General features: G+C 42.5%; 20 protein-coding genes. 5 read left to right on the forward strand and 15 right to left on the reverse strand.

Translation table 11 applies throughout. From position 1 onward, the window contains the following. Positions 1–42: 42 nt before the first annotated feature. From ftsA to QOL76_RS20125, 13 genes are all read right to left on the reverse strand, one after another. The gene (gene ftsA, locus QOL76_RS20065) at positions 43–1,353 is read right to left on the reverse strand and encodes a cell division protein FtsA (protein ID WP_283414747.1); all 1,311 of its coding nucleotides are present in this window, start codon (positions 1,351–1,353) and stop codon (positions 43–45) included. 10 nt (positions 1,354–1,363) lie between these two features. Beyond that, complete coding sequence (locus QOL76_RS20070) at positions 1,364–2,122, reverse strand: cell division protein FtsQ/DivIB (RefSeq protein WP_283414748.1); 759 nt, start codon at positions 2,120–2,122, stop codon at positions 1,364–1,366. Next, complete coding sequence (murC, locus tag QOL76_RS20075) at positions 2,119–3,531, reverse strand: UDP-N-acetylmuramate--L-alanine ligase (RefSeq protein WP_283414749.1); 1,413 nt, start codon at positions 3,529–3,531, stop codon at positions 2,119–2,121. Before murC ends, QOL76_RS20070 begins: the two co-directional genes overlap by 4 nt. Further along, positions 3,528–4,610 (reverse strand): undecaprenyldiphospho-muramoylpentapeptide beta-N-acetylglucosaminyltransferase, encoded by a 1,083-nt coding sequence (gene murG / locus QOL76_RS20080; RefSeq protein WP_283414750.1) that lies wholly within the window; start codon positions 4,608–4,610, stop codon positions 3,528–3,530. The genes murC and murG overlap by 4 nt, the downstream gene beginning before the upstream one ends. Positions 4,611–4,639: 29 nt before the next feature. After that, positions 4,640–5,806: an FtsW/RodA/SpoVE family cell cycle protein gene (locus QOL76_RS20085; RefSeq protein WP_283414751.1), complete on the reverse strand. Its 1,167-nt coding sequence runs from the start codon at positions 5,804–5,806 to the stop codon at positions 4,640–4,642. Further along, the gene (gene murD / locus QOL76_RS20090) at positions 5,803–7,155 is read right to left on the reverse strand and encodes a UDP-N-acetylmuramoyl-L-alanine--D-glutamate ligase (protein WP_283414752.1); all 1,353 of its coding nucleotides are present in this window, start codon (positions 7,153–7,155) and stop codon (positions 5,803–5,805) included. Before murD ends, QOL76_RS20085 begins: the two co-directional genes overlap by 4 nt. Positions 7,156–7,160: 5 nt before the next feature. Beyond that, a complete protein-coding gene (gene mraY, locus QOL76_RS20095; protein ID WP_283414753.1) occupies positions 7,161–8,372 on the reverse strand; it encodes a phospho-N-acetylmuramoyl-pentapeptide-transferase in 1,212 nt (403 codons plus the stop codon). A gap of 1 nt (position 8,373) precedes the next feature. After that, complete coding sequence (locus tag QOL76_RS20100) at positions 8,374–9,837, reverse strand: UDP-N-acetylmuramoyl-L-alanyl-D-glutamate--2,6-diaminopimelate ligase (RefSeq protein ID WP_283414754.1); 1,464 nt, start codon at positions 9,835–9,837, stop codon at positions 8,374–8,376. Next, positions 9,838–11,946, reverse strand: a complete 2,109-nt coding sequence (locus tag QOL76_RS20105; protein ID WP_283414755.1) for a penicillin-binding protein — start codon at positions 11,944–11,946, stop codon at positions 9,838–9,840. Further along, a complete protein-coding gene (locus QOL76_RS20110; protein WP_283414756.1) occupies positions 11,943–12,326 on the reverse strand; it encodes an FtsL-like putative cell division protein in 384 nt (127 codons plus the stop codon). The genes QOL76_RS20105 and QOL76_RS20110 overlap by 4 nt, the downstream gene beginning before the upstream one ends. After that, the gene (rsmH, locus tag QOL76_RS20115; RefSeq protein WP_283414757.1) at positions 12,323–13,234 is read right to left on the reverse strand and encodes a 16S rRNA (cytosine(1402)-N(4))-methyltransferase RsmH; all 912 of its coding nucleotides are present in this window, start codon (positions 13,232–13,234) and stop codon (positions 12,323–12,325) included. The genes QOL76_RS20110 and rsmH overlap by 4 nt, the downstream gene beginning before the upstream one ends. Positions 13,235–13,238: 4 nt before the next feature. After that, a complete protein-coding gene (gene mraZ / locus QOL76_RS20120; protein ID WP_283414758.1) occupies positions 13,239–13,673 on the reverse strand; it encodes a division/cell wall cluster transcriptional repressor MraZ in 435 nt (144 codons plus the stop codon). Positions 13,674–14,206: 533 nt separating this feature from the next. Then, positions 14,207–14,398, reverse strand: coding sequence for a CsbD family protein (locus QOL76_RS20125; protein ID WP_283414759.1), 192 nt, complete (start codon positions 14,396–14,398; stop codon positions 14,207–14,209). Between the two features lie 362 nt (positions 14,399–14,760). On the opposite strand from QOL76_RS20125, the gene QOL76_RS20130 reads away from it, so the two are divergent. Next, positions 14,761–15,786 (forward strand): ligase-associated DNA damage response exonuclease, encoded by a 1,026-nt coding sequence (locus tag QOL76_RS20130; RefSeq protein WP_283414760.1) that lies wholly within the window; start codon positions 14,761–14,763, stop codon positions 15,784–15,786. Next, positions 15,783–17,381, forward strand: a complete 1,599-nt coding sequence (locus QOL76_RS20135) for an ATP-dependent DNA ligase (RefSeq protein WP_283414761.1) — start codon at positions 15,783–15,785, stop codon at positions 17,379–17,381. Before QOL76_RS20130 ends, QOL76_RS20135 begins: the two co-directional genes overlap by 4 nt. Positions 17,382–17,488: 107 nt before the next feature. Here QOL76_RS20135 and QOL76_RS20140 read toward each other — a convergent pair whose 3' ends face one another. Both QOL76_RS20140 and QOL76_RS20145 read right to left on the reverse strand, forming a co-directional pair. Next, positions 17,489–19,546 (reverse strand): M56 family metallopeptidase, encoded by a 2,058-nt coding sequence (locus QOL76_RS20140; protein WP_283414762.1) that lies wholly within the window; start codon positions 19,544–19,546, stop codon positions 17,489–17,491. Further along, the gene (locus tag QOL76_RS20145; RefSeq protein ID WP_283414763.1) at positions 19,546–19,917 is read right to left on the reverse strand and encodes a BlaI/MecI/CopY family transcriptional regulator; all 372 of its coding nucleotides are present in this window, start codon (positions 19,915–19,917) and stop codon (positions 19,546–19,548) included. The genes QOL76_RS20140 and QOL76_RS20145 overlap by 1 nt, the downstream gene beginning before the upstream one ends. 340 nt (positions 19,918–20,257) lie before the next feature. Between QOL76_RS20145 and QOL76_RS20150 the strand changes: the two genes are divergently transcribed. Genes QOL76_RS20150 through QOL76_RS20160 form a run of 3 tightly spaced genes read left to right on the forward strand, consistent with a single transcriptional unit; the run spans position 20,258 to position 23,177 of the window. Further along, positions 20,258–21,361: an alkene reductase gene (locus tag QOL76_RS20150; protein WP_283414764.1), complete on the forward strand. Its 1,104-nt coding sequence runs from the start codon at positions 20,258–20,260 to the stop codon at positions 21,359–21,361. Positions 21,362–21,416: 55 nt separating this feature from the next. Beyond that, entirely contained in the window at positions 21,417–22,181 is a 765-nt protein-coding gene (locus tag QOL76_RS20155; protein WP_283414765.1) for an NRDE family protein, read from the forward strand. Between the two features lie 6 nt (positions 22,182–22,187). Then, a complete protein-coding gene (locus QOL76_RS20160) occupies positions 22,188–23,177 on the forward strand; it encodes a YpdA family putative bacillithiol disulfide reductase (RefSeq protein ID WP_283414766.1) in 990 nt (329 codons plus the stop codon). Positions 23,178–23,292: the final 115 nt, after the last annotated feature.

Consider the following 23,292-nt stretch of genomic DNA (forward strand, 5'->3'; position numbering starts at 1 on the left):
GAAATTGTCGGCAGCACCAGCAATCTCCCCCAATCATAAGCCCTAGTAGTTAATATCGTCGCCGATATCATCGCTTAGAATTCCTTTCAGTCTTCCGGCGATTTTATCGAAAATATCTTTTGGACTGATGTCCATTGTTTTTGGTCTTTTTATGTGTTTTCCGTTTGCTGTGCGGTTAGTGTAGCCTTGATCTCTATCATCCAGTGCTTTGAAACCAGCGAGCACAAGTCCTACTGAAGTAGCATACATTGGACTCTTCACTTCCTCAATTACTGATTTACCCAAATGCTCATTTGGATAGCCGATTCTAGTATCAAGGCCAGTCATGTATTCGAATAGCTGACTGATAAATTGTAATTGAGAGCCACCACCTGTAAGGACAATTCCTCCAGCCAGTTTCTTGTAGTGCCCACTTTGCATGATCTCATTCTGCACGATCTCTATAATTTCCTCCATTCTTGCCTGAATGATGGAAGCTAGATTTCGGATAGAGATCTCTTTTGGAGCTCTATTTCTCAAGCCGGGAATCGACACGATTTCGTTTGGATTTGCCTCTTCTGTGATGGCTTTGCCAAATTTTGTTTTCAACAGCTCAGCCTGATTTTGCATCACCATGCAGCCTTCTTTGATATCCTTAGTAATGATATTTCCACCCAAAGGAATCACAGCCGTGTGACGGATAATATTTTCGTAGAAAATGGCGATGTCTGTAGTTCCGCCTCCTATATCTACCAGGCAAACGCCTGCTTCTTTCTCATCATCACTCAACACAGAAAGTGAACTTGCCAACGGCTCCAGAATTAGTTGCTTGGAAACTAAATCTGCTCTACGTACACATCTGTTAATGTTATTTATCGCGGTAGTCTGGGCAGTGATTATATGGAAATCAGCTTCCAAACGAGTACCGGACATTCCTACAGGATCTTTGATACCACCTTCGTAATCCACAGTATAATCCTGTGGCATCACGTGTATAATTGTATTTCCAGGAGGAATAAGGATGTTTTCCATCTCACTGGAAAGTCTGCGCACATCCTCTATAGTGATCTCATCATCCGTCGGCTGACGCATAATGCTACCACTCTGAATCTTGCTTTGAATATGTTGACCTGCAATCCCAACAATGACATCCGCGATATCAACATTCGCCATTTCAGAAGCTTCTTCAACCGCTTTCTCAATCGCATGGACAGTCTTGTCAATATTGGTCACTACACCACGATCAACTCCGTCAGAAACGGCTTTGCCCATGCCTAAAACTTCGAGTTTGCCATACTCATTCTTGCGACCTACGATGACACAGATCTTGGTTGTCCCAATGTCCAGTCCTACTATTAATTCTTTGTTTTCCATATCCAAGCTATTATTCACAGACTATTTGATCCTTAAACTTCACGCTAACACGGTTGTAAGCGTTCCACCCCTTGCGGGGCAATATTTCCTTATAAAAAACCGATATCCGGTCAAACTTATTCTCTATATCATGTGCATCACCAAACTCGATGATCTGCCTTCCTACCTGCTGATACAGGCGGATATCATCTCTCGAATTCAATTCCAATTCGGTGATCTGAGCATTCCAAAACTCATCTTCCGTAATGAATGTGATCAAATCCATCAACTCAGGCATATCCGTTGTGATTTCTCCCTTATCCATCAGCATTTCTGCATAATCGCCTTCCAAAATCAACACTCTACTGGTGTATGAAGTGGAAGTAGGAATCACTTTGCCCTCAGTAGTGATGTAGCCATCCGCTCCCATTGGCTGCGCAATTCTGGCAATTGGCTGATGCTGGCTGATCTTCAAATTCAAAATTCCCTTCTGACCCAGCATCGCTTCTGCAGACTTGACAAATGGATGCCCTAGCAACCTCGCTTCAATTGCCTTCATCGGTACTTCTTCCAACATCAACCCTGCTTTCAATTGAGGAAAGGCTTCATTAAGGATTTTTGTGATTTCAGCATCCTCCACGAAATAGACACCACTCACGCCTTTGATATCAATCTCAGTACCTTGGAAAGTTTTATACAGAGTCTGCTTTTCCACAAACCCTATAAAACCCACCAGCACCAGACTGAGCACCACAAAGGCTACGATTTTCTTTATGTTGGCTCTCTTCATATCGCGTATCGATTAAGCCTTTCTTTCATCCAAGCTGCAATTCCTGGCACTAGACGATCGATATCGCCAGCCCCAAGTGTCACCAAAACTTCCGGAGAAGTTTGATCTAAATGACTCATTAAATTCTCCTTGGACACCAATTCCTTATGACCTGTATTAATGCCTTCCAGTAGCATTGCAGAGGTAATCCCCTCAATAGGGAGCTCCCTAGCCGGATATATATCCAACAAAATCACCGAGTCTGCCAAGGATAGACTTTCTGCAAAGCCTTCAGCAAAATCTCTAGTTCTAGTGAACAAATGCGGTTGGAAAACCACGGTCAACTTCTTAGTAGGAAACATTGCCCTCACAGAACTTAGACATGCCCTGATCTCTTCAGGATGATGTGCATAGTCATCTATGAAGACATGATTTCCTTCATTCACATGAATCTCAAATCTTCGTTTTACTCCTTTGAAGGAGCTGATTCCTTTTCTGATTTGCTCTTCAGAGATTTGATGATCGAGCGCAATTGCAATAGCTGCCAAAGCATTTTCCACATTGTGAAAACCTGGAATGAATAACTCCAAGCCTTTTATCTCCTGCTTGCCATCAACATAGTCAAAGACAAATGACCCCGGCCTAGCCTGAATATTTTCTGCACTTATTCCTGAAGATCTCAACCCATATTCTCGAGTAGCAACTTTAGGAAGTTTGCCTTCTCCAAGTCTCTGCCCAGCTTGCTGCTGAATGTAAAGTCTACCTTTTTTATCTAGCAGATTGACAAACTCTAAGAATCCATCCAAGATGTGCTGCTCGTCTCCATAGATATCCAAATGATCTGAATCAGCACTCGTTAACACAATCTCATTCGGATGAAGTCTGAGAAAAGATCTATCAAACTCATCTGCCTCCACAACTACCAAGGTTGGTTCCTTAGACTTTTTCCCTCCTAAAATCAGGTTGCTTTGATAGTTCTGAGTGATTCCCCCAAGAAACGCAACTACCGGTTTCTTGGCGGATTTCAGCATGTGAGCGATCATAGAAGAAGTGGTTGTTTTGCCGTGTGTGCCAGCTACCGCAATCGCATAATACGATCTAGTCACCATGCCAAGCACTTCGGATCTCTTCTTCAATTGGAAGCCATTATCTCTGAAGTAATTCAACTGAACACTTTCCTTCGGCATTGCTGGGGTCCAAATAATCAGGGATTTCTCAGGATTCCCGAGCACGGAACCAGGGATAGTCTCTAGTTTGTCTTCGAAAGAAATTTGCATTCCTTCGACGACCAATTCATCCGTAAGCGGGGAAGGCGTACGGTCATAGCCGGACACAGCATATCCTTCATGGCGGAACCAGCGAGCCAAAGCACTCATGCCTATGCCACCTATACCGATCAAATGGACGCTATTTATTCCTTCGAAACTCATGCAATCAATTGTTCTACTTCTTCCACTATGGCATTTGCCGCATTCGGCTTAGCCAGATTCTTAATATTATTCCCTAATGCTTCAGACAGCGCGCTGTCCTTCATCAGTTTGGTTACTTCTTGTTCCAAAGCGCCTACAGCCTCTGAATCCTTCAAAAGCAAGGCTGCATCGTGGCTTACATAAGCCATTGCATTTTTGGTCTGATGGTCTTCGGCCACATTTGGAGACGGGATGAAAATCACTGGTTTGCCTACTAGGGAAAGTTCTGAAACCGACAATGCGCCAGCTCTAGACACGATCACATCCGCAGCGGCATACGCCAAATCCATCTCGCGGATAAATTCATTCAAGTGAATAGTCGCCAGTCCAGAATCGGCCAGCTTCGTTTTCATTTCCTGGAAATAGAATTTGCCACATTGCCAAAGCACCTGATAGCCTTCTTCTTCCAGTTTTTGCATATCTGCTAACACTGCATTATTTAGCGTTCTAGCTCCAAGTGAGCCACCCAAAACGAGAAGTGTTTTCTTGGCAGGGTCTAACCCGAAATGAGCAAGCGCTTTTTCTCTTTTTCCTGATAGATCAAGAATGTCCTTGCGAACAGGGTTTCCTGTGTAGGCAATTCTGTCAGCTGGGAAAAAGCGATCCATTTCAGGATAAGCGACACAGATCTTTTTGGCTCGTTTAGCCAAAATTTTATTAGTCAAACCAGCATAAGAGTTTTGCTCCTGTACCAGCGTAGGAATACCCTTTCTTTGCGCAGCATAAAGCACCGGCCCACTTGCGTAGCCACCTACTCCTACTACTGCATCAGGATTAAAATCGGCAATGATCTTGGAAGCTTGAGTCAGACTTTTCAATAGTTTGAAAGGAAACTTCAGGTTCTCCAGAGACAAGCTTCTTTGCAAACCAGCCACTGGAAGTCCTTTGATTTTGTATCCAGCCTCAGGGACTTTCTGCATTTCCATTTTGCCCAATGCACCCACAAATAAGATCTCGCTGGCAGGATATTTTTCCATCCAGGCATGTGCAATAGCGATCGCCGGATAGATATGTCCTCCGGTACCTCCACCACTGATCAAAATGCGATATGTGCGTTGTGCGTTAATAATTATGCTGTTTTAAGTCTTGTTCTATTTCCAGTGGCTGAGCTAGTCTGGGATTCGTCTTGATGATCACCACGGCTTACCGAAAGGATAATCCCTAGCGAAATACCAGTGAACACCAAGGATGTTCCTCCCATGCTTAGCAGCGGAAGTGGCAAACCTGTAATCGGCCCCAACCCGACGGCCACTGCCATATTTACCAATGCCTGAATCACCAATGCGAAACTCAATCCCGCAGATAGCAATCCACCAAATGCTTTATTAGAATTTGCCACGATACGCATGCCTCTATAAAGCAGCGCGAGGTATAGGAAGAGCACGGAGAATCCTCCGATCAATCCATACTCCTCAATGATGATGGCGTAGATAAAATCCGAATAAGGATGAGGAAGTGAGTTTCTCTGCTCAGAATTTCCTGGACCTTTCCCGCCGATCCCTCCAGTGGCGATTGCTATATATGATTGCTCAGCCTGGAATGGAATTTCGTCCTCGTTCATAAAGTCCTGAACTCTGGAAACAAGCGTCGCTCCTCTTTGTCCTATGAAGCCAGCAGCTGTCAATCCCAAGGCTCCCACCATTAAAACCATCGCCAAATATTTCACAGGAACTCTTCCAATGAACATGATTAGCAAACAGGTAATCAAGAGTAGAATTGCAGTGGAGAAATTTGCCATAGCGATCAATCCACTGATCAATCCTATCGCAATAATGATAGGAACAAATGTGCTCTTAAAGTCTTTGATATTGTTTTGACGTCTTGCCAGCATTCCAGCGATGGAAGCTATCAAGGCTAGTTTTGCCAAATCCGATGGCTGAAATGCCTGATTGATTACCGGAATAGTTATCCAGCGATTTGCCTCGTTGATATTCGATCCAAACAAGTACGTCACCAACAAAAGAGGAATGGAGATAATCACTCCCAATCGAGCATAGACTGCATACTTTCTATAAGGAACTTTATGAGCAAACCACATCACTACAAGTGACACAAAAATCAACATGGAATGTCTGATCAAGTAGATCTCAGTGTTTCCACCAGCATACTTATAAGCCAAAGAGCCCGTAGCAGAATACACAACGAGAATGCTGAAAAGCGACAATAGAATGACAATGCCCCAAATAATTGGGTCGCCTTTGAAATTTCTATCTATCCATGCTTTAAACTCACTCATGCGATGGCTTTTGGTTTAAGGTTTTCTACTGCCGCGCGGAATTGATTGCCGCGGTCTTCATAATTTTTGAACAAGTCGAAACTTGCACAAGCAGGTGAAAGCAATACGATATCTCCCGGCTCACCAAGCACCTGTCCCCACTTCACTGCTTCAGAAATATCCTGGGTCTCACGGACATCAGGCACTGTCGAGCCAAAAGCTGTTTTCAGCTTCTCATTATCCTTTCCAAGGCAAATCAGAGACTTTACCTTTTCAGCCACTACTGGTGAAATGACTGCGTAATTATTCCCTTTGTCAACACCCCCAGCGATCCAGATCAATGGGTTGTCGTAACTAGCCAAAGCATAAGCCGTAGCTTCCACGTTGGTGCCTTTACTGTCGTTGATAAACTTCACTCCATCTATTTCGCGGATTTGCTCCATTCGGTGTGGCGCATTTTTGAAAGTCTGAATCCCAGCTATAATAGCCTGCTCATCAAGACCAGCGATCAAGGCTGCCGAACCAGCACAAAGTGCATTCAGCATGTTATGCTTGCCTTGTATAGGAAGAACATTCAGCGGAATTGTTGCTGAATGTCCAACTACATTTATTTCCAGGGAAGACCCGTTGAAATACCCCCCACTTGATTGGGCACTTTCTAGTGAAATCCAGTTTTGAATCGGCTGAATAGGATTATTTCTCAATCCTTCCATAGTCAAGATATCCTCAGCAAAGAGAATTGCCTGATCATTTGCACTCATATTCTTGAAGATTCCAAATTTGGAATCTATGTATTTATCAATCTGATACTCGTATCGATCTAAGTGATCTGGAGTGATGTTGGTAAGAATGGCTACAGAAGGCTTGAAGTCTACAAATCCATCAATCTGGAAGCTACTGCATTCGATCACCCACCATTCACGGTCTCCTTCTAATAACTGAGATGCCCAGCTTCTCCCTACATTACCAGCTAATCCCACATCCAAACCTGCTTCTTTCATCAAGTGGTAGGTGAGCAAAGTTGTAGTGGTTTTACCATTCGTTCCAGTGATCGCGATTACCTTGCCCTTACTGTATCTGCTGGCAAACTCCAATTCATCTATTACCTGAATCTTGGCCTTTAGCGCATTTTGAACGATTGCAACTTTTGTAGGAATACCTGGACTTTTGATAATCAGATCAGCAGATAGAATTTCTTCTTCCGTATGCATTCCTTCCTCAAATGGAATTTCTAAACGCTGCATTTCAGCTTTTCTAGCTTCTGAAATTTTGCCTGCATCAGATACAAACACGACATAGCCTTCCCGCTTGGCTAACATTGCTGCTCCCAATCCGCTTTCTCCTGCACCCAGAATGACTAATCGTTGCATTTCTATTATCTAAGTTTCAATGTTGCCAAAGTGATTACTGCCAAAAGAATCCCCACAATCCAGAATCGGGTTACGATTTTGGCCTCCGGGATATTTTTCTTTTGGTAATGATGGTGTAGCGGAGACATCAAGAAGATTCTTCTCCCTTCCCCAAATTTTTTCTTCGTGTATTTGAAATAGCCCACTTGGAGCATCACACTTACATTTTCGATTACGAAGACTCCGCACATCACTGGAATCAGCAATTCCTTGCGAAGGGTCAACGCCAAAACAGCAATTACTCCACCTAACATCAAGCTGCCAGTGTCGCCCATGAAAACCTGAGCCGGATAAGCATTGTACCATAGGAAACCCACACAAGCTCCGATGAATGCCGAGGCAAAAATCACCAGCTCACCTGAATTGGGGATGTACATGATATTGAGGTAGGAAGAGAAAATCGCATTACCACTTAGGTAGGCGAAAATCGCAATCGTCAATCCGATAATAGCGGAGGTTCCTGCTGCCAATCCATCGATACCATCTGTGATATTAGCACCGTTGGAAACCGCGGTAATGATGAAAGTCACGACGAAAATGTACAGAATCGGAGTCATTGCCTCACCCATGAAGCCAAGCAAAGTCTCGTAATTCAGCTCATTGTTTTTGGTAAAAGGAATGGTGGTTTTAGCCACTTTCACATCTCTGTACGTTGGCGTTTCTACTACACCTTCTTCTATGGAAACCGGGTTGGTAAACTCACGGATTACTACGCTTTCATTGAAATAAAGTGTGGAACCCACGATAATCCCGATGCCAATCTGACCAATAATCTTAAATCTACCGGCGAGACCTTCTTTGTTTTTCTTGAAAACCTTGATGTAATCATCCACAAAGCCAATTGCTCCCAACCAAACCGTAGTGATCAGCAAAAGAATGATGTAGATGTTATTCAAATCTGCGAAAAGCAAAGTCGGAATCAATATCGCAGCCATGATCATCAAGCCCCCCATCGTCGGCGTGCCTTTTTTCTGCTTTTCGCCTTCTAAACCTAAATCTCTTACTGTCTCTCCGATCTGCTTATTTCTGATCCAAGCAATGATTTTGTGACCAAAAGAGATGGTGATGATCAAAGAAAAAAGCGCTGCCATTCCAGCTCGGAATGAGATAAATCTAAACACCCCTGTTCCGGGGATATCAAGCACTTTGTCCAAATAATCAAAAAGTGGATATAACATCTCAGCTCTGTGTCAATTGTTGTAAAAACTCGGTTACTACTTCGGTATCATCAAAGTGATGCTTCACTCCTTTGATTTCCTGATAATCCTCATGGCCTTTGCCGGCGATAAGAATGATATCTCCTTTTTGTGAAAGCATACAAGCCGTCTTAATTGCCTCTCTGCGATCCACAATGTTTAATGTTTTTCTGATTTCAGACGGACCTACCCCAGCCTGCATATCTTTTAGTATTTCTTCCGGCACTTCAAATCGAGGGTTGTCAGAAGTAAGAATTGCTTTATCACTTTCCTGAACAGCAATTTTTGCCATGATGGGACGCTTGGTTTTGTCACGATTTCCTCCACAGCCCACTACTGTGATCAGTTGTTCTCCACCCGTTCTAGCACCGTTGATTGTTTTAAGGACATTATCCAAAGCATCTGGCGTATGCGCATAATCTACGATGGCAGTGATTCCAGCAATGGAAATTCTATCGAAACGCCCTTTAGCTCCGCGGATCCCTGAAAGCTCACGAAGAACTTCGTCCTCCTCTTCGCCCAGAAGGACAGTGACTCCCAAAACCGCCAGAAGATTGTAGGCATTGAATGCCCCGATCATCCTGAACCAGATCAACTTACCGTTGATGTCTAGCTCCAGTCCTTCGAGTGTATTGGAAATGATTTTGGCTTTGAATTCCGCAGGAGACTTCAGTGCAAAAAACTGATGTGAAGCTTTGCAATTCTGCAACATCACAGATCCTCGTTTATCATCACCATTTACCAGTGCAAAAGCCTCTTTTGGAAGCTCATCAAACAACTTCTTTTTTGCCTTGATGTACTCGTCAAACGTGCCATGATAATCCAAATGGTCATGGCTGATATTTGTGAAAACTGCTCCGGCTAATTTCAAACCCGCTATTCGCTCTTGCACAATGGCATGCGAACTCGCTTCCATAAAGCAATGCGTACAGCCTTCCTTCACCATTTTGCGAAGCAAAGCCTGCACACTCACCGCGTCTGGCGTAGTATGAGTAGCGTGGATAACAGTTTCATTAATTTTATTTTCTACAGTAGAAAGCAAGCCTGTGCTGTAGCCCATTCGCATGAAAAGTTGATGCAAAAGAGTGGCTGTGGTGGTCTTTCCATTAGTACCTGTGATCGCCACTACCTTGATACTCTCAGAAGGATTGTCAAAATAGTTACTTGCCATGACACCAAGCGCGCGGGCAGAATTCACCACTTCCACGTAGCTTATTCCTTCTACTAGTTTCTCTGGCAATTGCTCACAAACGATGCTCTGAGCACCTAAACCAATTGCTTTTTCAATAAACTCATGGCCGTCTACCTGTGTACCTTTGATCGCTACGAAAGCACTTCCCTCCGTGACCTGACGGCTATCAAAGACAATATCCTTCACTCCCAACTCCATGTCTCCGGTAGTAGAGGTAAGCGATACTTTATATAATATGTCTTTTAGTACTTTCATTTATCCTAATACCAGATTTATGGTTGCGTTCGGTCTTAATTCGGTCCCAGCGGAAATAGACTGCGCTTTTACTCTGCCTTTCCCAGTGTAATTGACTTTCAATCCTTTATTCTCAAGAATGAAAAGCGCATCTCGAAGCGGAAGTCCTGACACATCAGGTACAGTCGACTTGTCCGTATCATTGACGCTCATCTGAACACTTGCATCCTGAGCGACTGTCTTCACCCATTCCTCAGGGTTAGCAGCAGATGCCTTCAATCCAAGTTGCTGGAAAATGCCTTGAAGCTCTTCCGCTTTGCCTGCTTTCACGTATGGCAATTGCGTTCCATCTGCCTCAGCCCTGAATATTTCTTGCTGATTGTCTGGGTTTAATTCAATGTCAAGTGCATAGATTTTGTCTGCGATTTCTTTAAAAACCGGCGCAGACACATCTCCCCCGTATGCAGCAAAGCCTTTTGGACTATCGATCACCACAATCATTGAATATTTTGGATTGTCAGCAGGGAAATAGCCTGCGAAACTCGTATAGTAAATTCTGGAATACTGTCCGTTGATCAGCTTTTGAGCAGTACCTGTTTTACCTGCGATTTTGTAATCGGCGTTGGCGATATTTTTCGCTGTTCCATTCTCTACAACTCCTTCCAAAAGTCCTTGAAGAAGTTTGATGTTTTTCTCAGAAGCGATCTGCTTCCTGATGACTTCAGGTTGATATTGCTCTTCGATGATATTTCCTTTGGAAACCGACTGAACGATATATGGCTTCATCATTTTGCCTCCGTTAGCTACAGCATTATATAATGCAAGCGTATGTAGAGGATTCAGCTTCACTTCATATCCGATAGAAATCCAAGGAAGCGATACACCTGACCAGCCTTTCTCGCCAGGTTTATTAAAATAAGGTTTGCCTTCGCCTATTAACTGAAAGCCAAAAGGCTCGCGAAGTCCAACTTTATCTACATAAGCCATAAACTTGGATGGGCTGGCGCCAAAATGCTCATCAACCAATTTGGACACTGCGACGTTGGAAGATTTCTCAAAAGCCTCACGTATGGTCAACGTACCATAACCACCATTCTTGGCATCACGCATCGTACGATTGTAAAATTTATGAGCACCGTTGCCAGTTTCTATCGTTTCTTCCAGTGTGATTTTATTTTCTTCCAAAAGCGCCAACATGGAAAGCAACTTGAACGTAGACCCTGGCTCAGTATTCCCCTGATCTCCAATGGCGTAATTGTAGTTTTCACCATAACCATTTCCGCTTGTATTACGCTGCAAATTGGTTATTGCCTTGATCTTTCCAGTCTTTACTTCCATCACGATCACAGACCCAAATTCCGCATCCCGATCTGTCAACTGACGTCTCAAGGCAGTTTCTGCTACATCTTGAATATTCACATCAAGCGTAGTAGTGACATCGTAGCCATTCTCAGGCTTCACATCTTCCGCATCAAAAACCGGCTTCCAACTTCCTCCGGCTAAGCGCTGGAAAAGCGCTTTTCCATCCTGACCTTGCAGGTAATTATTGAAGCTGTATTCGATTCCAGCACCATATTCGTCTTCATTCAAAAAGCCAACTGTTCGGCTGGCAAGGGAATTAAACGGTCGATATCTTTTTTCTACTTTCTCGAAAATAACTCCACCTCCCAGTCTTCCTTCTCTGAAAATTGGCCAGTTAGACATTTCCTGCATGCCTTGATACCCGATCTGCTTTCTGTTCAAAACCAAATAGCGCTTGTTGTCCAATCTGGCATCATTGATCATTCTTTTGTAGGAGGATGCTGATTTATCCTTGTAAAAGCCGGAAAGCATTTTAGCCAAGGAATCAATACCAGCTTTGTATCGATCAGACTTAGCAATAGTCGGATCTAGAGCCACTCTATAAAAAGGAAGGCTAGTTGCAAGCAAACTTCCGTCAGCAGCATAGATATTACCGCGAGTTGCGGGCACTTCCCGGTATTGGAAATTGATCGTTTCAGCTTTTTCACGCCATACGTCTCCCTCCGCCATTTGAAGTTTGGCGACTTTGTACGGGATGGCCGCTGAGCATAACGCTATCAGGATAAACACCACCCGCACTCGGATCAATATGGATTTTTTGAAATTCACTTCTCTACCTCGATTTTTATCGGTGGTTGATTCAATTCAAATATGCCTTGCTCAGCTACTCGCTTCGCTACTTCGGACTGCATGCTACTCAGCATGTATTCTGCTTCGAGCGTAGTCACATCCGCACGAAGATCTTCTACTTCCTGCTGCGCTTTTTCTATTTTCCGCACCATGTTCTCAGCGCGGTGATTACTCCAGATGTAGATCAAAGCCAATAAAGCCACAAATCCAACCGGCGGAACCAATTGGACAGGCACTCCTTCTCCCAACACACCAGTGACATCCAGCTTCTCCTCTATCCATGTGAAAATGGATTTGCGAGGACCACCTTTTGGTTTGTTGCCTGACTTCAATTTCTTTCTGAATGTATTATTGCTCATACCTCCGTCTTCTTCGCTATTCTGAGTTTTGCACTTCTTGCTCTTGGGTTGGACGCGATTTCTTCAGCATTCGCCACTACAGCCCCTCTGCTCACTGGCTCCAGAGGCCGAATTAGATTCCCATAGAAATCCTTCTCCACCTCACCTTGAAATTTGCCTTTGATCATCAGATTTTTCACCAGACGATCTTCCAGACTGTGATAGCTCATCACTACCAATCTCCCTTGCGGCTTAAGCACTTCTACCGCCTCGAGCAGCATATCTTCCAAAGCACCCATTTCGTCATTAACTTCTATTCTCAAAGCCTGAAAGACCTGAGCATAGTATTTAAAGTCTTTTCCCTTTGGGGCATATCGTTTCAAAAAGGCCGTAAACCCCTCTGTCGTTTCGAATGGCTGAGAAGCTCTTTCGGAGACAATTGCTTGCGCCAAGGTCTTTGCGTTTTTCACCTCTCCATACATTCCAAGAATCTTATGAAGCTTTCCCTCGTCGTAGGTATTCAAAACTTCTTTGGCTGAGACATCAGCCGACTGATTCATGCGCATATCCAGAGTTCCGCTGAATCTGGTAGAAAAACCTCTGCTAGGCTCATCGATCTGATGGGATGAAATGCCAAGGTCCGCCAATACTCCATCGACCTTCTTCACGCCATGAAGTCTCAGGTATTTTTTTAAATCCCGGAAATTCGCAGCGATAAAGGTGAAGTTGTCAGACGCAGGAATATTTGCCTCAGCATCCACGTCTTGATCGAAGGCATAGAGATGCCCCTTGTCCAGATGCTTCAAAATCTCACGTGAATGCCCACCTCCACCAAAAGTCACGTCTACATAAATCCCATTGGGATCAATAGACAAGCCTTCAGTGCATTCGGCTAGCATCACTGGGATATGGTAAATAGACTCCGTCATGAGATTAAGAGAGATGCTTTTCCATCAGGCTAGACAAGTCCGCCGGATCTTTGATAATATTATTTAGGTAGTTTTCAGAATTCCAGATTTCTATTCTAGTACCGTTCCCTGCCACCATTACTTCTTTTTCCAGTCCAGCATAAAGCTGAAAATGCTTTGGAATCAACAACCTGCCCGCGCTATCCAATTCTACGTCAGTGACTGAATTGAAAAAAGACCTCTGCAGCAAGCGCTGTTCAGGATTATTGATATTCAGAGACTTTATTTGATTCTCTAATTTTTTATATTCCACCATAGTGTAGAGCGCCAAACACCTATCTTCAGCCATTCGAAGCATAAGCGCACTCCCATTTGCCTCCGGAATTGCCGCCTTGATCTTGGCCGGCAAAACCAGACGCCCTTTGGGATCTAGCTTGCAATCGTATTGACTGTTGAACATAATTTTTTGAACTCTTTAGAATGATGAGTATGTAGTAAAGACAAAAGTAACAAAATGCTCTCCACTTTCTACCACTTTACTCCACAAATTCCCACTTTGACTTAAAAGTAGGGATTTCTTTATTCCATCCCAATTATTAATTGAAAAATTCAAGGATTTTTTTGGAGGTATTGTATTGATTAGAAAGCCGTTAGAGATTCCCCAAAATGAGGCAAAACAAAGCGGATTGGAGGTTTTTCTTAAGCTAAAAAGTCTATGATGGCTGGAGCTCAGCTGATATAAAAAGAAAAGTGGGGGAATTTCCCGGGATTTTTCAATAATAAGGAACAAAGTGGGGAAAAAACCCACTGATGAGAAATTCCAACCTTACTATTTAAACCCTTCACCTACCCACTTCAGGATCTAGCAACTCATGAATCAAAATCTCTACTAGGTATTAAAACGCATGAATTCAAAGAACTCAAAACGTCCAGACATAAAAAAAGCGCTCTCGCATTGAGAGCGCTTCTAAAAGAATATTTACATTTTCGAGATTAAATACTATCGATAAATGATTTAACTTCTTCTTTAGACTTACCGGTTTTCTTCTGAATCTTACCAAGAAGTTCATCAGATTTACCTTCATCATACATAAGATCATCGTCAGTCAAATCACCGTATTCTTGCTTCAACTTACCTTTGATCTCGTTCCAGTTTCCTTTTACTTTATCTTCAAATGCGCTCATAATTATTGAGTTTAGTGGTTATAGTTTTCATTAATTGTATTGTGTATAAACCATATTTAATGCCACTTAACTAGTTTAGCTTTAAACAGCAATAAACGGCCTTATCGTTTAAAACCAGCTTTCCGGCTAAGACTTTGTTCTTCAAATTGGGGAATCAGATTCAGAAAATGAGGATATAATTAGTAGAAGCTGAAGCTTAAAAAATCATTTCTTTCAATTGAATTCAGTAAGTTCCTAGATTCCGTGTACTTTTTCTCTCCAAATAAGTTAAGAGGCCAATTCCCTAATAACCCATCATTGTATTGGTGTCTATGGAATGATGATTGAAATTATTCTATGCTAACTTAGTTTAACCCTTGCAAATGAAGCACTCAGACCTTTTAATTTTTAATTCAAAAGGAATTTACTGTCCAAAAGCACAGATTTACATTGACCCATGGAGACCAGTGAAAAATGCCATTATCACCCATGGCCACTCTGATCATGCGCGATTTGGACATAAGAATTACTTGACTCATCACAGTAACATCCCCATTATTCGCCATAGACTAGGAGAAATCAATGTTCGGGGAATTGAATGGAATGAACCATTTCACATAAATGGTGTCACCTTTAGCCTTCACCCTGCCGGACATATTATAGGATCATCACAAGTAAGAGTAGAGCACAAAGGTGAAGTTTGGGTCTTTACAGGAGACTACAAAACCGAAGATGATGGAGTTTGCACTCCTTATGAACCCATCAAATGCAACACGATGATTACTGAGTGTACATTTGGACTACCTGCTTTCAAATGGAAACCTCAGGCTGACGTATTCGAAGAGATCAATGAATGGTGGCAAAGCAACAAAGATGAAGGTAAAACTTCTGTATTATTCGGATACACACTGGGTAAAGCACAAAGGATCCTTATGCATCTTGATCCATCAATAGGAAAAATCTTCACCCATGGAGCGGTTGAGAATATGACGGAAATTCTCCGTCCCCAATTGAACATGCCCGAAACACATCTAATTACTAGAGAAACTTCTCCTAAAGAAATTTTGGGAAATGTGGTAATCGCACCACCGAGTGCTCATGGCACGCCATGGATGAGAAAAATGGTCCCTTTCGAAACTGGAACCTGCAGTGGATGGATGGCTTTTCGCGGAGCAAGAGCGCGGAGGGCAACCGATAAAGGTTTTGTCCTATCGGACCATTGTGATTGGCAGGGACTTTTGCAAAGCATTAAGGAAAGTGAAGCGACTCGGGTTATTTGTACACATGGATATACCGATATATTCAGCAAGTATCTACGGGAAATCGGGTATGATGCAAGTATTGAAAACACCGATTATGAGGGTGAAAAAGAGGACACATCTGTCACTGAAACCATTCAATCGGCATGAAACAATTTGCCCAATTGATAGAGAAGCTGGACTCAACTAACAAGACCAATCAGAAAGTGGCCGCTTTGGCTTCTTACTTTGAGGAAGCGAATGAGGAGGATAAACTCTGGACTATGGCCATTCTTTCTCACAGAAGACCTCCCCGACCTGTAAACACTACCTTACTTCGCAGCTATGCTGCCGAATTAGCAGAAATCCCACTTTGGCTTTTTGAAGAAAGCTATCACATCGTGGGCGATCTTGCTGAGTCAATAGCATTGGTTGTGCCAAATGATATTCATTCGAGTGATAAATCCCTGAGTACCATTCTAGACGAGCTCGTTTTATTAAAACCTAAAACTGACCTCGAGAAGAAAAAGTATGTGCAGGATATGTGGATGCAGTTGGATTATTATTCCCGATTTGTCTTTACAAAATTTCTGACCGGATCCTTTCGGATTGGAATAAGTCAAAAGCTAATGACCAAGGCTCTTTCGCAGGTTACTTCCGTGCCTCAAGATGAACTGGCCTACCGGTTAATGGGGGATTGGGAACCAGGGACAACTACTTTTGACGAATTGGTTTTTGGAAGAAATGAACAGGCCTATGTATCCAAACCCTATCCATTTTATCTCGCTTATGCCTTAGAAAATGAGCTTGAAGAACTAGGCGATGTTACCGAATGGGTTGCTGAGCACAAATGGGATGGAATTCGTGGGCAGGTGATAGCAAGAAAAGGAGAAATATTCGTGTGGTCCAGAGGTGAAGAACTTGTCACTGACAAATATCCCGAAATCGCAGCATTGGTAAATTTTCTTCCTGATGGAATTGTAATTGACGGGGAAATCCTAGCCTTCATCGACGGACAAATTGGGCTATTTAATGATTTGCAAACCCGTATAGGTAGAAAAAATGTAAGCAAGGGTATCCTTCAAAAAGTCCCGGTGATTTTCAAAGCTTATGACCTCTTGGAGTCTAATGGAGAAGATATTAGAGCATTTAGCTACGTGGAGCGAAGAGCTCTCTTGGAAGATTTGGTTCAGAAAACAAATCACCCAGCTTTACATATTTCAGAACAAATGCAATTCTCCTCCTGGGAAGAAGTAACTGCAGAACGAGAGCTTTCCAGAGATAAGCGAAGTGAGGGTTTGATGTTGAAAAAGAAATCAGCCTCTTATCAAGTGGGGAGAAAAAAAGGCGATTGGTGGAAGTGGAAAACGGATCCGCTTACGATTGATGCGGTGCTAACCTATGCAATGCGCGGTCATGGTAGAAGAACAAATCTTTTTACTGATTACACTTTTGGCCTTTGGCAGCCAAATGAAGCTGGGGAGTTGGAGCTGGTAACTTTCGCAAAGGCCTACTCAGGCCTGACGGACAAGGAGTTTGCAAAAGTAGACAGCATCATCAAAAAGACCACTTTAGAGCGATTTGGACCGGTACGAAGTGTTACTCCTACCCTAGTTTTTGAATTGGCATTTGAAGGAATTGCTTTTTCCAATCGTCATAAAAGTGGGGTTGCTGTTCGCTTTCCCAGAATTCTTCGCTGGAGGCAGGACAAAAAGATTGAGGATGCCAATACGCTGGATGACCTTAAGGCATTGATTCCTGAATGAACATTTCAAAGTAGGAGCACAAGAAAAAAGACCTGTCCATGGGGCAAGTCTTTTTCAAAGCATCAACACACAATTACCTTTTCAGGTAAATCTTAAGAATGTTAGTTCTATTTGTTATCGTCTTTTTTCTTTAACTGCTCTTCTAATTTTTTCTGGTAAGCCTCAATTTTGGCTGCATTCTCTTTCTGCCAAACTTCCATTTTGCGTTGGTACTCCTCCAATTTTGGTTGCATTTCCTTTTCCCAAGCTTTCATTTTCGCCTCATACTCCTTCATTTTGGGCTCATTAGCTTTTTGCCAAGCTTCCATTTTTGCCTCGAATTCCTTCATCTTCGGCTCATATGCTTTTTGCCACTCAGCCATTTTCTTCTCAAATTCCTTCATTTTTGGCTCCATCGCCTTCTGCCATTCTTGCATTTTAGCCTCAAACTCCTCTTGATGAGCCTCCCATTCCACAGCCTTTAATTCAGCCGCTTTTGCCCACTCCGCAGAACGACGCTCCATATCTTTCGTCCATTTTTCTTTTTGCTCTGGAGTCATATTTTTGATGGTATCTGCATTAAAGAAAACACCAGGACCATTTTTCCCATCAAATTCAAAAATCATTGGGTGATCGCCCATTTCGAAGTTCATTGAAGGCATTCCGCTCATATCGAAGTCTGGAACTGGAGCCATTTCAAACTCCATCGGCGGCATAGGCGCCATGTCAAAATCCATCAAAGGAGCCATCGCTTGATCAGGAAAGACAGGCATTGAACTTAAGTCTAATACTGCCAAATCCTCTAAAATCAATACATCACCATTTTGCTTATAAACGTAAGAGGCTTTTTTGCTATTTTTTATGATAACAGTATCTCCTTTTGTAATGATAGTATCTCCTTTAACGAGAACATACTCAGGCTTTGCGTATTGATATTCTACGATTTGATTTTTCGAGTTTACATAGGCTGGCTTACCATCAGTGATCACAACCTTTTCAACTTTATTATCTACTATGGTATCCAGAGATACATTGGTGTTTGAATTGACATTGGCGTTGAGATTGATGTTTTTTTCAACTTCAGCAATTGCTTGCATTTCCGAATTCACGTCAACTGTAACAGGGTTTATTTTCTCAACAGAGACCGAAGCGTCCTGTTGTGCGGTCGCCATTAGGCCAGCGCTTAATAAGAGTGTAAGTAACATAGGGATAGAGATAATAGGGTTTTGCGGATATGTCTGAGCCGGATGACCCAGAATTCTTTTGATTCTTTGAAGGGTAGGGTTCCTTCTTTTCCCCGCTGCCAAGGCAAGTTCGGGAGGATTTTGTTTAGCAAAATTCAATACTTCTGCCAGGCTATAAGCTAGCTCTTTGGGTGTGACACCAATCTTTACAGCCAAATCATCTGCAGCATTTTCTCGCAGCTCTTTTACCGTTTGGTTCATCCACCAATAACATGGATGGTAAAAGAACATCACCTCGAGAGCCGATTGAATTAGATTAATGAGGTAATCATTACGCTTCACATGGGCCAACTCATGTGCTATAATGGCTTCCAATTGCACTGGGGTAAGCTGGAAGATTAATCCTGCAGGAATAAGTATAATAGGTTTGAGAAAGCCAAAAGTAATGGGCGATACCCCAGAAGAAGTCAAGCGTATCTCTACGTTTTTCGAGACATCCATTTTTCCCATTAGGCGATAAAGCATTTTTTCCAACTGGAAATCCTGAGGTTTCGAAGAGGATTTCCTTAATGTTCGCACTTCTGACAAGCTACTGAATAACCGGAAAAGAAAGAGCAATGCACCAACAAACCAGAAATTTACCAACAGCGGAAGTTGAAGTTCTATCCAATTGACAGACATCGCAATCACAGCATCAATTCCAAATGTAGAAGAAGATTGCATGGCCTGAGGGGCACCTGCAATAAGTGCCATTCGATCAAATAAAGGGGTGGGTGTAAAGCTGGAAATCTCATAAATAAACGTGCCGAGGGCTGCCACAACCGTCAACCCCAGGGCTGCCAAACCCATAGTGTATTTGAAAGCAGGGCTTTTCTTTCTAAACAGTTTCAAAAGCAACCAAAGGCCTGCACCTATTAGGACAAGTTGCCAAAGTGAATGCACAAGAGTCCAACCCATGGCATACAGCAAACTTTGGGGAATCCAGTCGTTCAAAAGATCCATTATTTCTTATTTTCTAGTTGGTCTAAAAATGCTCTAATTTCATCTAACTCCTCCTTTGACGGGTTCTCTTCACCCAACGCCTGGAGCACCAATTTCTGAGCTGAACCACCAAAAGCTGTGGTTACCAAATTTTTCAGCAGAGATTTTTGTGTTTCTTTTTGATTAGTCGCAGGACTGTATATATGTGTTCGCTGCGACTCGTTCCGACTGACCATCTGTTTGGCGTGCATATTTTGCATAGTCTTCAGGGTGGTCGTGTATCCAGTATCCTTTGTCTCAGCTAAACGCTCGTGGACTTGGCGTACACTTGCCTGCTTCATTTCCCATAACAGGGAAAGTATTTCTAATTCTGATTCTGTTGGCTTGCTCATGGCTGATTATACGATAACTTTCGTACCAAAGATATACGATGAAAATCGTAAGAGCAAAATTCTACGAAAATAATCGTATTAAAAAGTGTTAACAATCTGTTATTCAAATACTAGTACTATTTATAAGCATACGAAAATACTTAGGTTTTAGCGCGGAACATCCCCTTTCCTATTACAGAGGATCACAAACCATTGTCCATTTCTGAAGTTTGGTAAGGTTTTATTGTCCGTTATAGCACAAAATGGAATCCACAGAAACCATTACCCAAAAGCCTGAACTTTATTGCCTCTACATTAGTTGTATAGACCCCGAATTTTTGAAAACAAACCAACAATTACCATGAACACCGATCAACCTTTACTCAAACCTATCACGCTTGCAGGCGGATTGGAATTAAAAAACCGAGTTTGGATGGCTCCAATGACCCGTAGCCGTGCTGACAATCCTTCAAATAAACCGTTTGAGATCCATGAAAAATATTATGCTCAACGAGCTTCTGCAGGATTGATCATCACGGAAGGTTCACAAGTTTCCAAACAAGCCGTAGGCTACATAAATACCCCAGGAATATATTCTGATGTACAAGTAGAAGGCTGGAAAGGAGTAACTAAAGCTGTACACGAGGAAGGTGGGAAAATTTTCATTCAACTTTGGCATGTAGGTAGAATCTCCCATCCGGATTTTCACAACGGAGAATTGCCTGTAGCTCCCTCAGCCATCAATCCGCACGAAAAATCATTTACTCCGGAAGGTTTTAAAGAAACAGTGACTCCCAAGGAAATGACACGGTCAGAAATCAAACAGACGGTTCAAGATTTCAAAAATGCAGGTAAAAACGCAATGGAGGCGGGTTTTGATGGCATTGAGATACACAGTTCCAATGGCTATCTACTACACCAATTCTTCAATGCTACCAGTAATACCAGGAGAGATGAATATGGAGGGTCAATAGAAAACCGAGCAAAGATACTATTCGAGATCATCGAAGCACTGAAAGAAGTAATGCCAGAGCAAAAAATCGGTTTGAGACTAAACCCGTCGCTTAATGGTGTGTTTGGAATGCAAGCTGATGAGGAAACGATTCCAACTTTTGAGTATATCGTGAAGAAATTGAATGATTACGATTTAGCCTATTTGCACCTTTCTGAGCCATTCACTGATGTTTCAGAAATTCCATACCTAGTGAGCCATATTGCAAAGCATTTTAGACCGTTATATAAAGGTACGCTTGTAATAAATGCTGGCTTTGACCAAGAAAAGGGAAATAAAGTAATCGAAGATGGAGACGCTGATGCAGTTGCTTACGGGACATTATACATTTCAAATCCGGATTTAGTGGCCCGCTTTGAGGCAGGTGCCGATCTAGCTCAGCCAGACAAGGATACATTTTATACACCTGGTGAAAAAGGTTATACCGATTACCCTACGATGAAGGAATCCTAAGTTGTGTAATCACCCTAAAGGCCGGATATTCCGGCCTTTTCTTTATTTTTAGCCTATGTGTCTAGTAGCTTTTTCCTGGAAAACCCATCCAGAATATCCATTAATCATTAGTGCCAACCGAGATGAGTTCTTTGATCGACCCTCCGAGGCCTTGCATGTCTGGGAAGCTGGCTTTTACGCTGGAAAAGATTTAAGAAGTGGTGGCACCTGGATGGGATATCACCCAAATGGGCGCTGGTCATTACTTACGAATTACCGGGATTTTAATAACCCACGAAATGCCAAGATCAGTCGGGGCAAGCTAGTTCAAGCTTGGTTGGAAAGTACAATCGCACCAGAAGAATATTTGGAAGGAATTCAAAAATATCAGGACCAATATGATGGATTTAACCTGCTCGTGAGCGATGGGAAAAAGCTATTCTATTTCAGTAATTATTCTCCCCAGATCCAAGAAGTAAAACCCGGGATCTATGGTTTGAGCAATGCGCTACTCGATGAACGATGGCCAAAAGTAGAACTGGCAAAAGAGCAATTGATTCGCCTATCAAAATCTGCTTTTTCCACAACTGATGTACTCAATATTCTAAAATCTAAAAAGACATTTCCACAAGAAAAATTACCAAACACAGGTGTGCCACTTGAAATGGAAACTTCCCTCTCTGCGCAATTAATAAGAATGTCGGGGAATTATGGAACGGTTTCGGCAGCAGCAGTGGTTCAACATAAGTCCGGGCTTGTAAAGCTCAAACAACGAAGTTTCCAATGGAATCCAGATCTTTATCAAGATACTGGCTTTCAGTTTCAACTTGATCAAACCTAAGACCTAATGACAGATAAAATATATGACATGCTCATCGTCGGAGGCGGACCAATAGGTCTTGCTTGCGGTGTGGAGGCAAAGAAAGCTGGGTTGGATTATGTAATCGTCGAAAAAGGCGCACTCACAAATTCAATTTATAATTACCCTATTAACATGACTTTTTTCTCCACCTCAGATAGGTTGGAGATGGCAGGAATTCCTTTTATGTCCATTGGAAACAAACCAAATCGTACGGAAGCCCTGGAATACTACCGAAGAATTTTCTCCCACTTCGATCTTAATGTCAAGCTCTATGAAGCTGTAAATACGCTGGAGAAACAAGAGGAGCTATTCCAAGTAAAGACTTCAAAGGGAGAGTATCTCGCCAAGAATATCGTAATGGCAACCGGCTTCTATGACTTGCCAAATCTGATGAATATTCCAGGTGAGGATCTTCCTAAAGTTCATCATTACTATAAAGAACCTTGGCCATTTATCAACCAGAAAATCATCGTAGTCGGCGGAGCTAATTCTGCAGTCGACGCTGCTTTGGAATGCTGGAGAAAAGGCGCTGAAGTGAGTATGGTTTTACTTGAAGATGAAGTTGATCAGGCGGTGAAATATTGGGTTCGTCCTGACATTGTCAACCGGATCAAAGAAGGATCTATTAAGGCATACACCAAATCAAGACTTAAAGAAATCCGCGAACATGAGGTCGTAATTGCTACTCCTGAAGGAGATGTGACTATTGAGAATGATTTCGTACTGGCAATGACCGGATACAAGCCTAATTTCAGTTTATTAAATCAATTGGGAGTCAAATTGAGCGAGGATGAAAAAAGGCAGCCAGAGTACAATGAATTGACTCATGAATCAAATATCTCTGGAGTTTACTTAGCGGGAGTAGTTTGTGGCGGATTGAATACACGTGAGTTCTTCATCGAAAACAGCGTGGTACATGCTGGGATGATCGTGAAGGATATAGTGCAAAAATCAGAAGTGAAAAGTAAGAAGTAAGAAGTTGGGATTAAAACCAAGATTTAATGGTCAAAAATAGTTGGTAAAAGCTGTGTAAACTATTGATTTACTGTCTTTTGTGACAACCTTATTGAAAGTGGTTTCAATAAGGTTG

This window comes from Algoriphagus winogradskyi, from assembly GCF_900182815.1.
GTDB lineage: Bacteria > Bacteroidota > Bacteroidia > Cytophagales > Cyclobacteriaceae > Algoriphagus > Algoriphagus winogradskyi.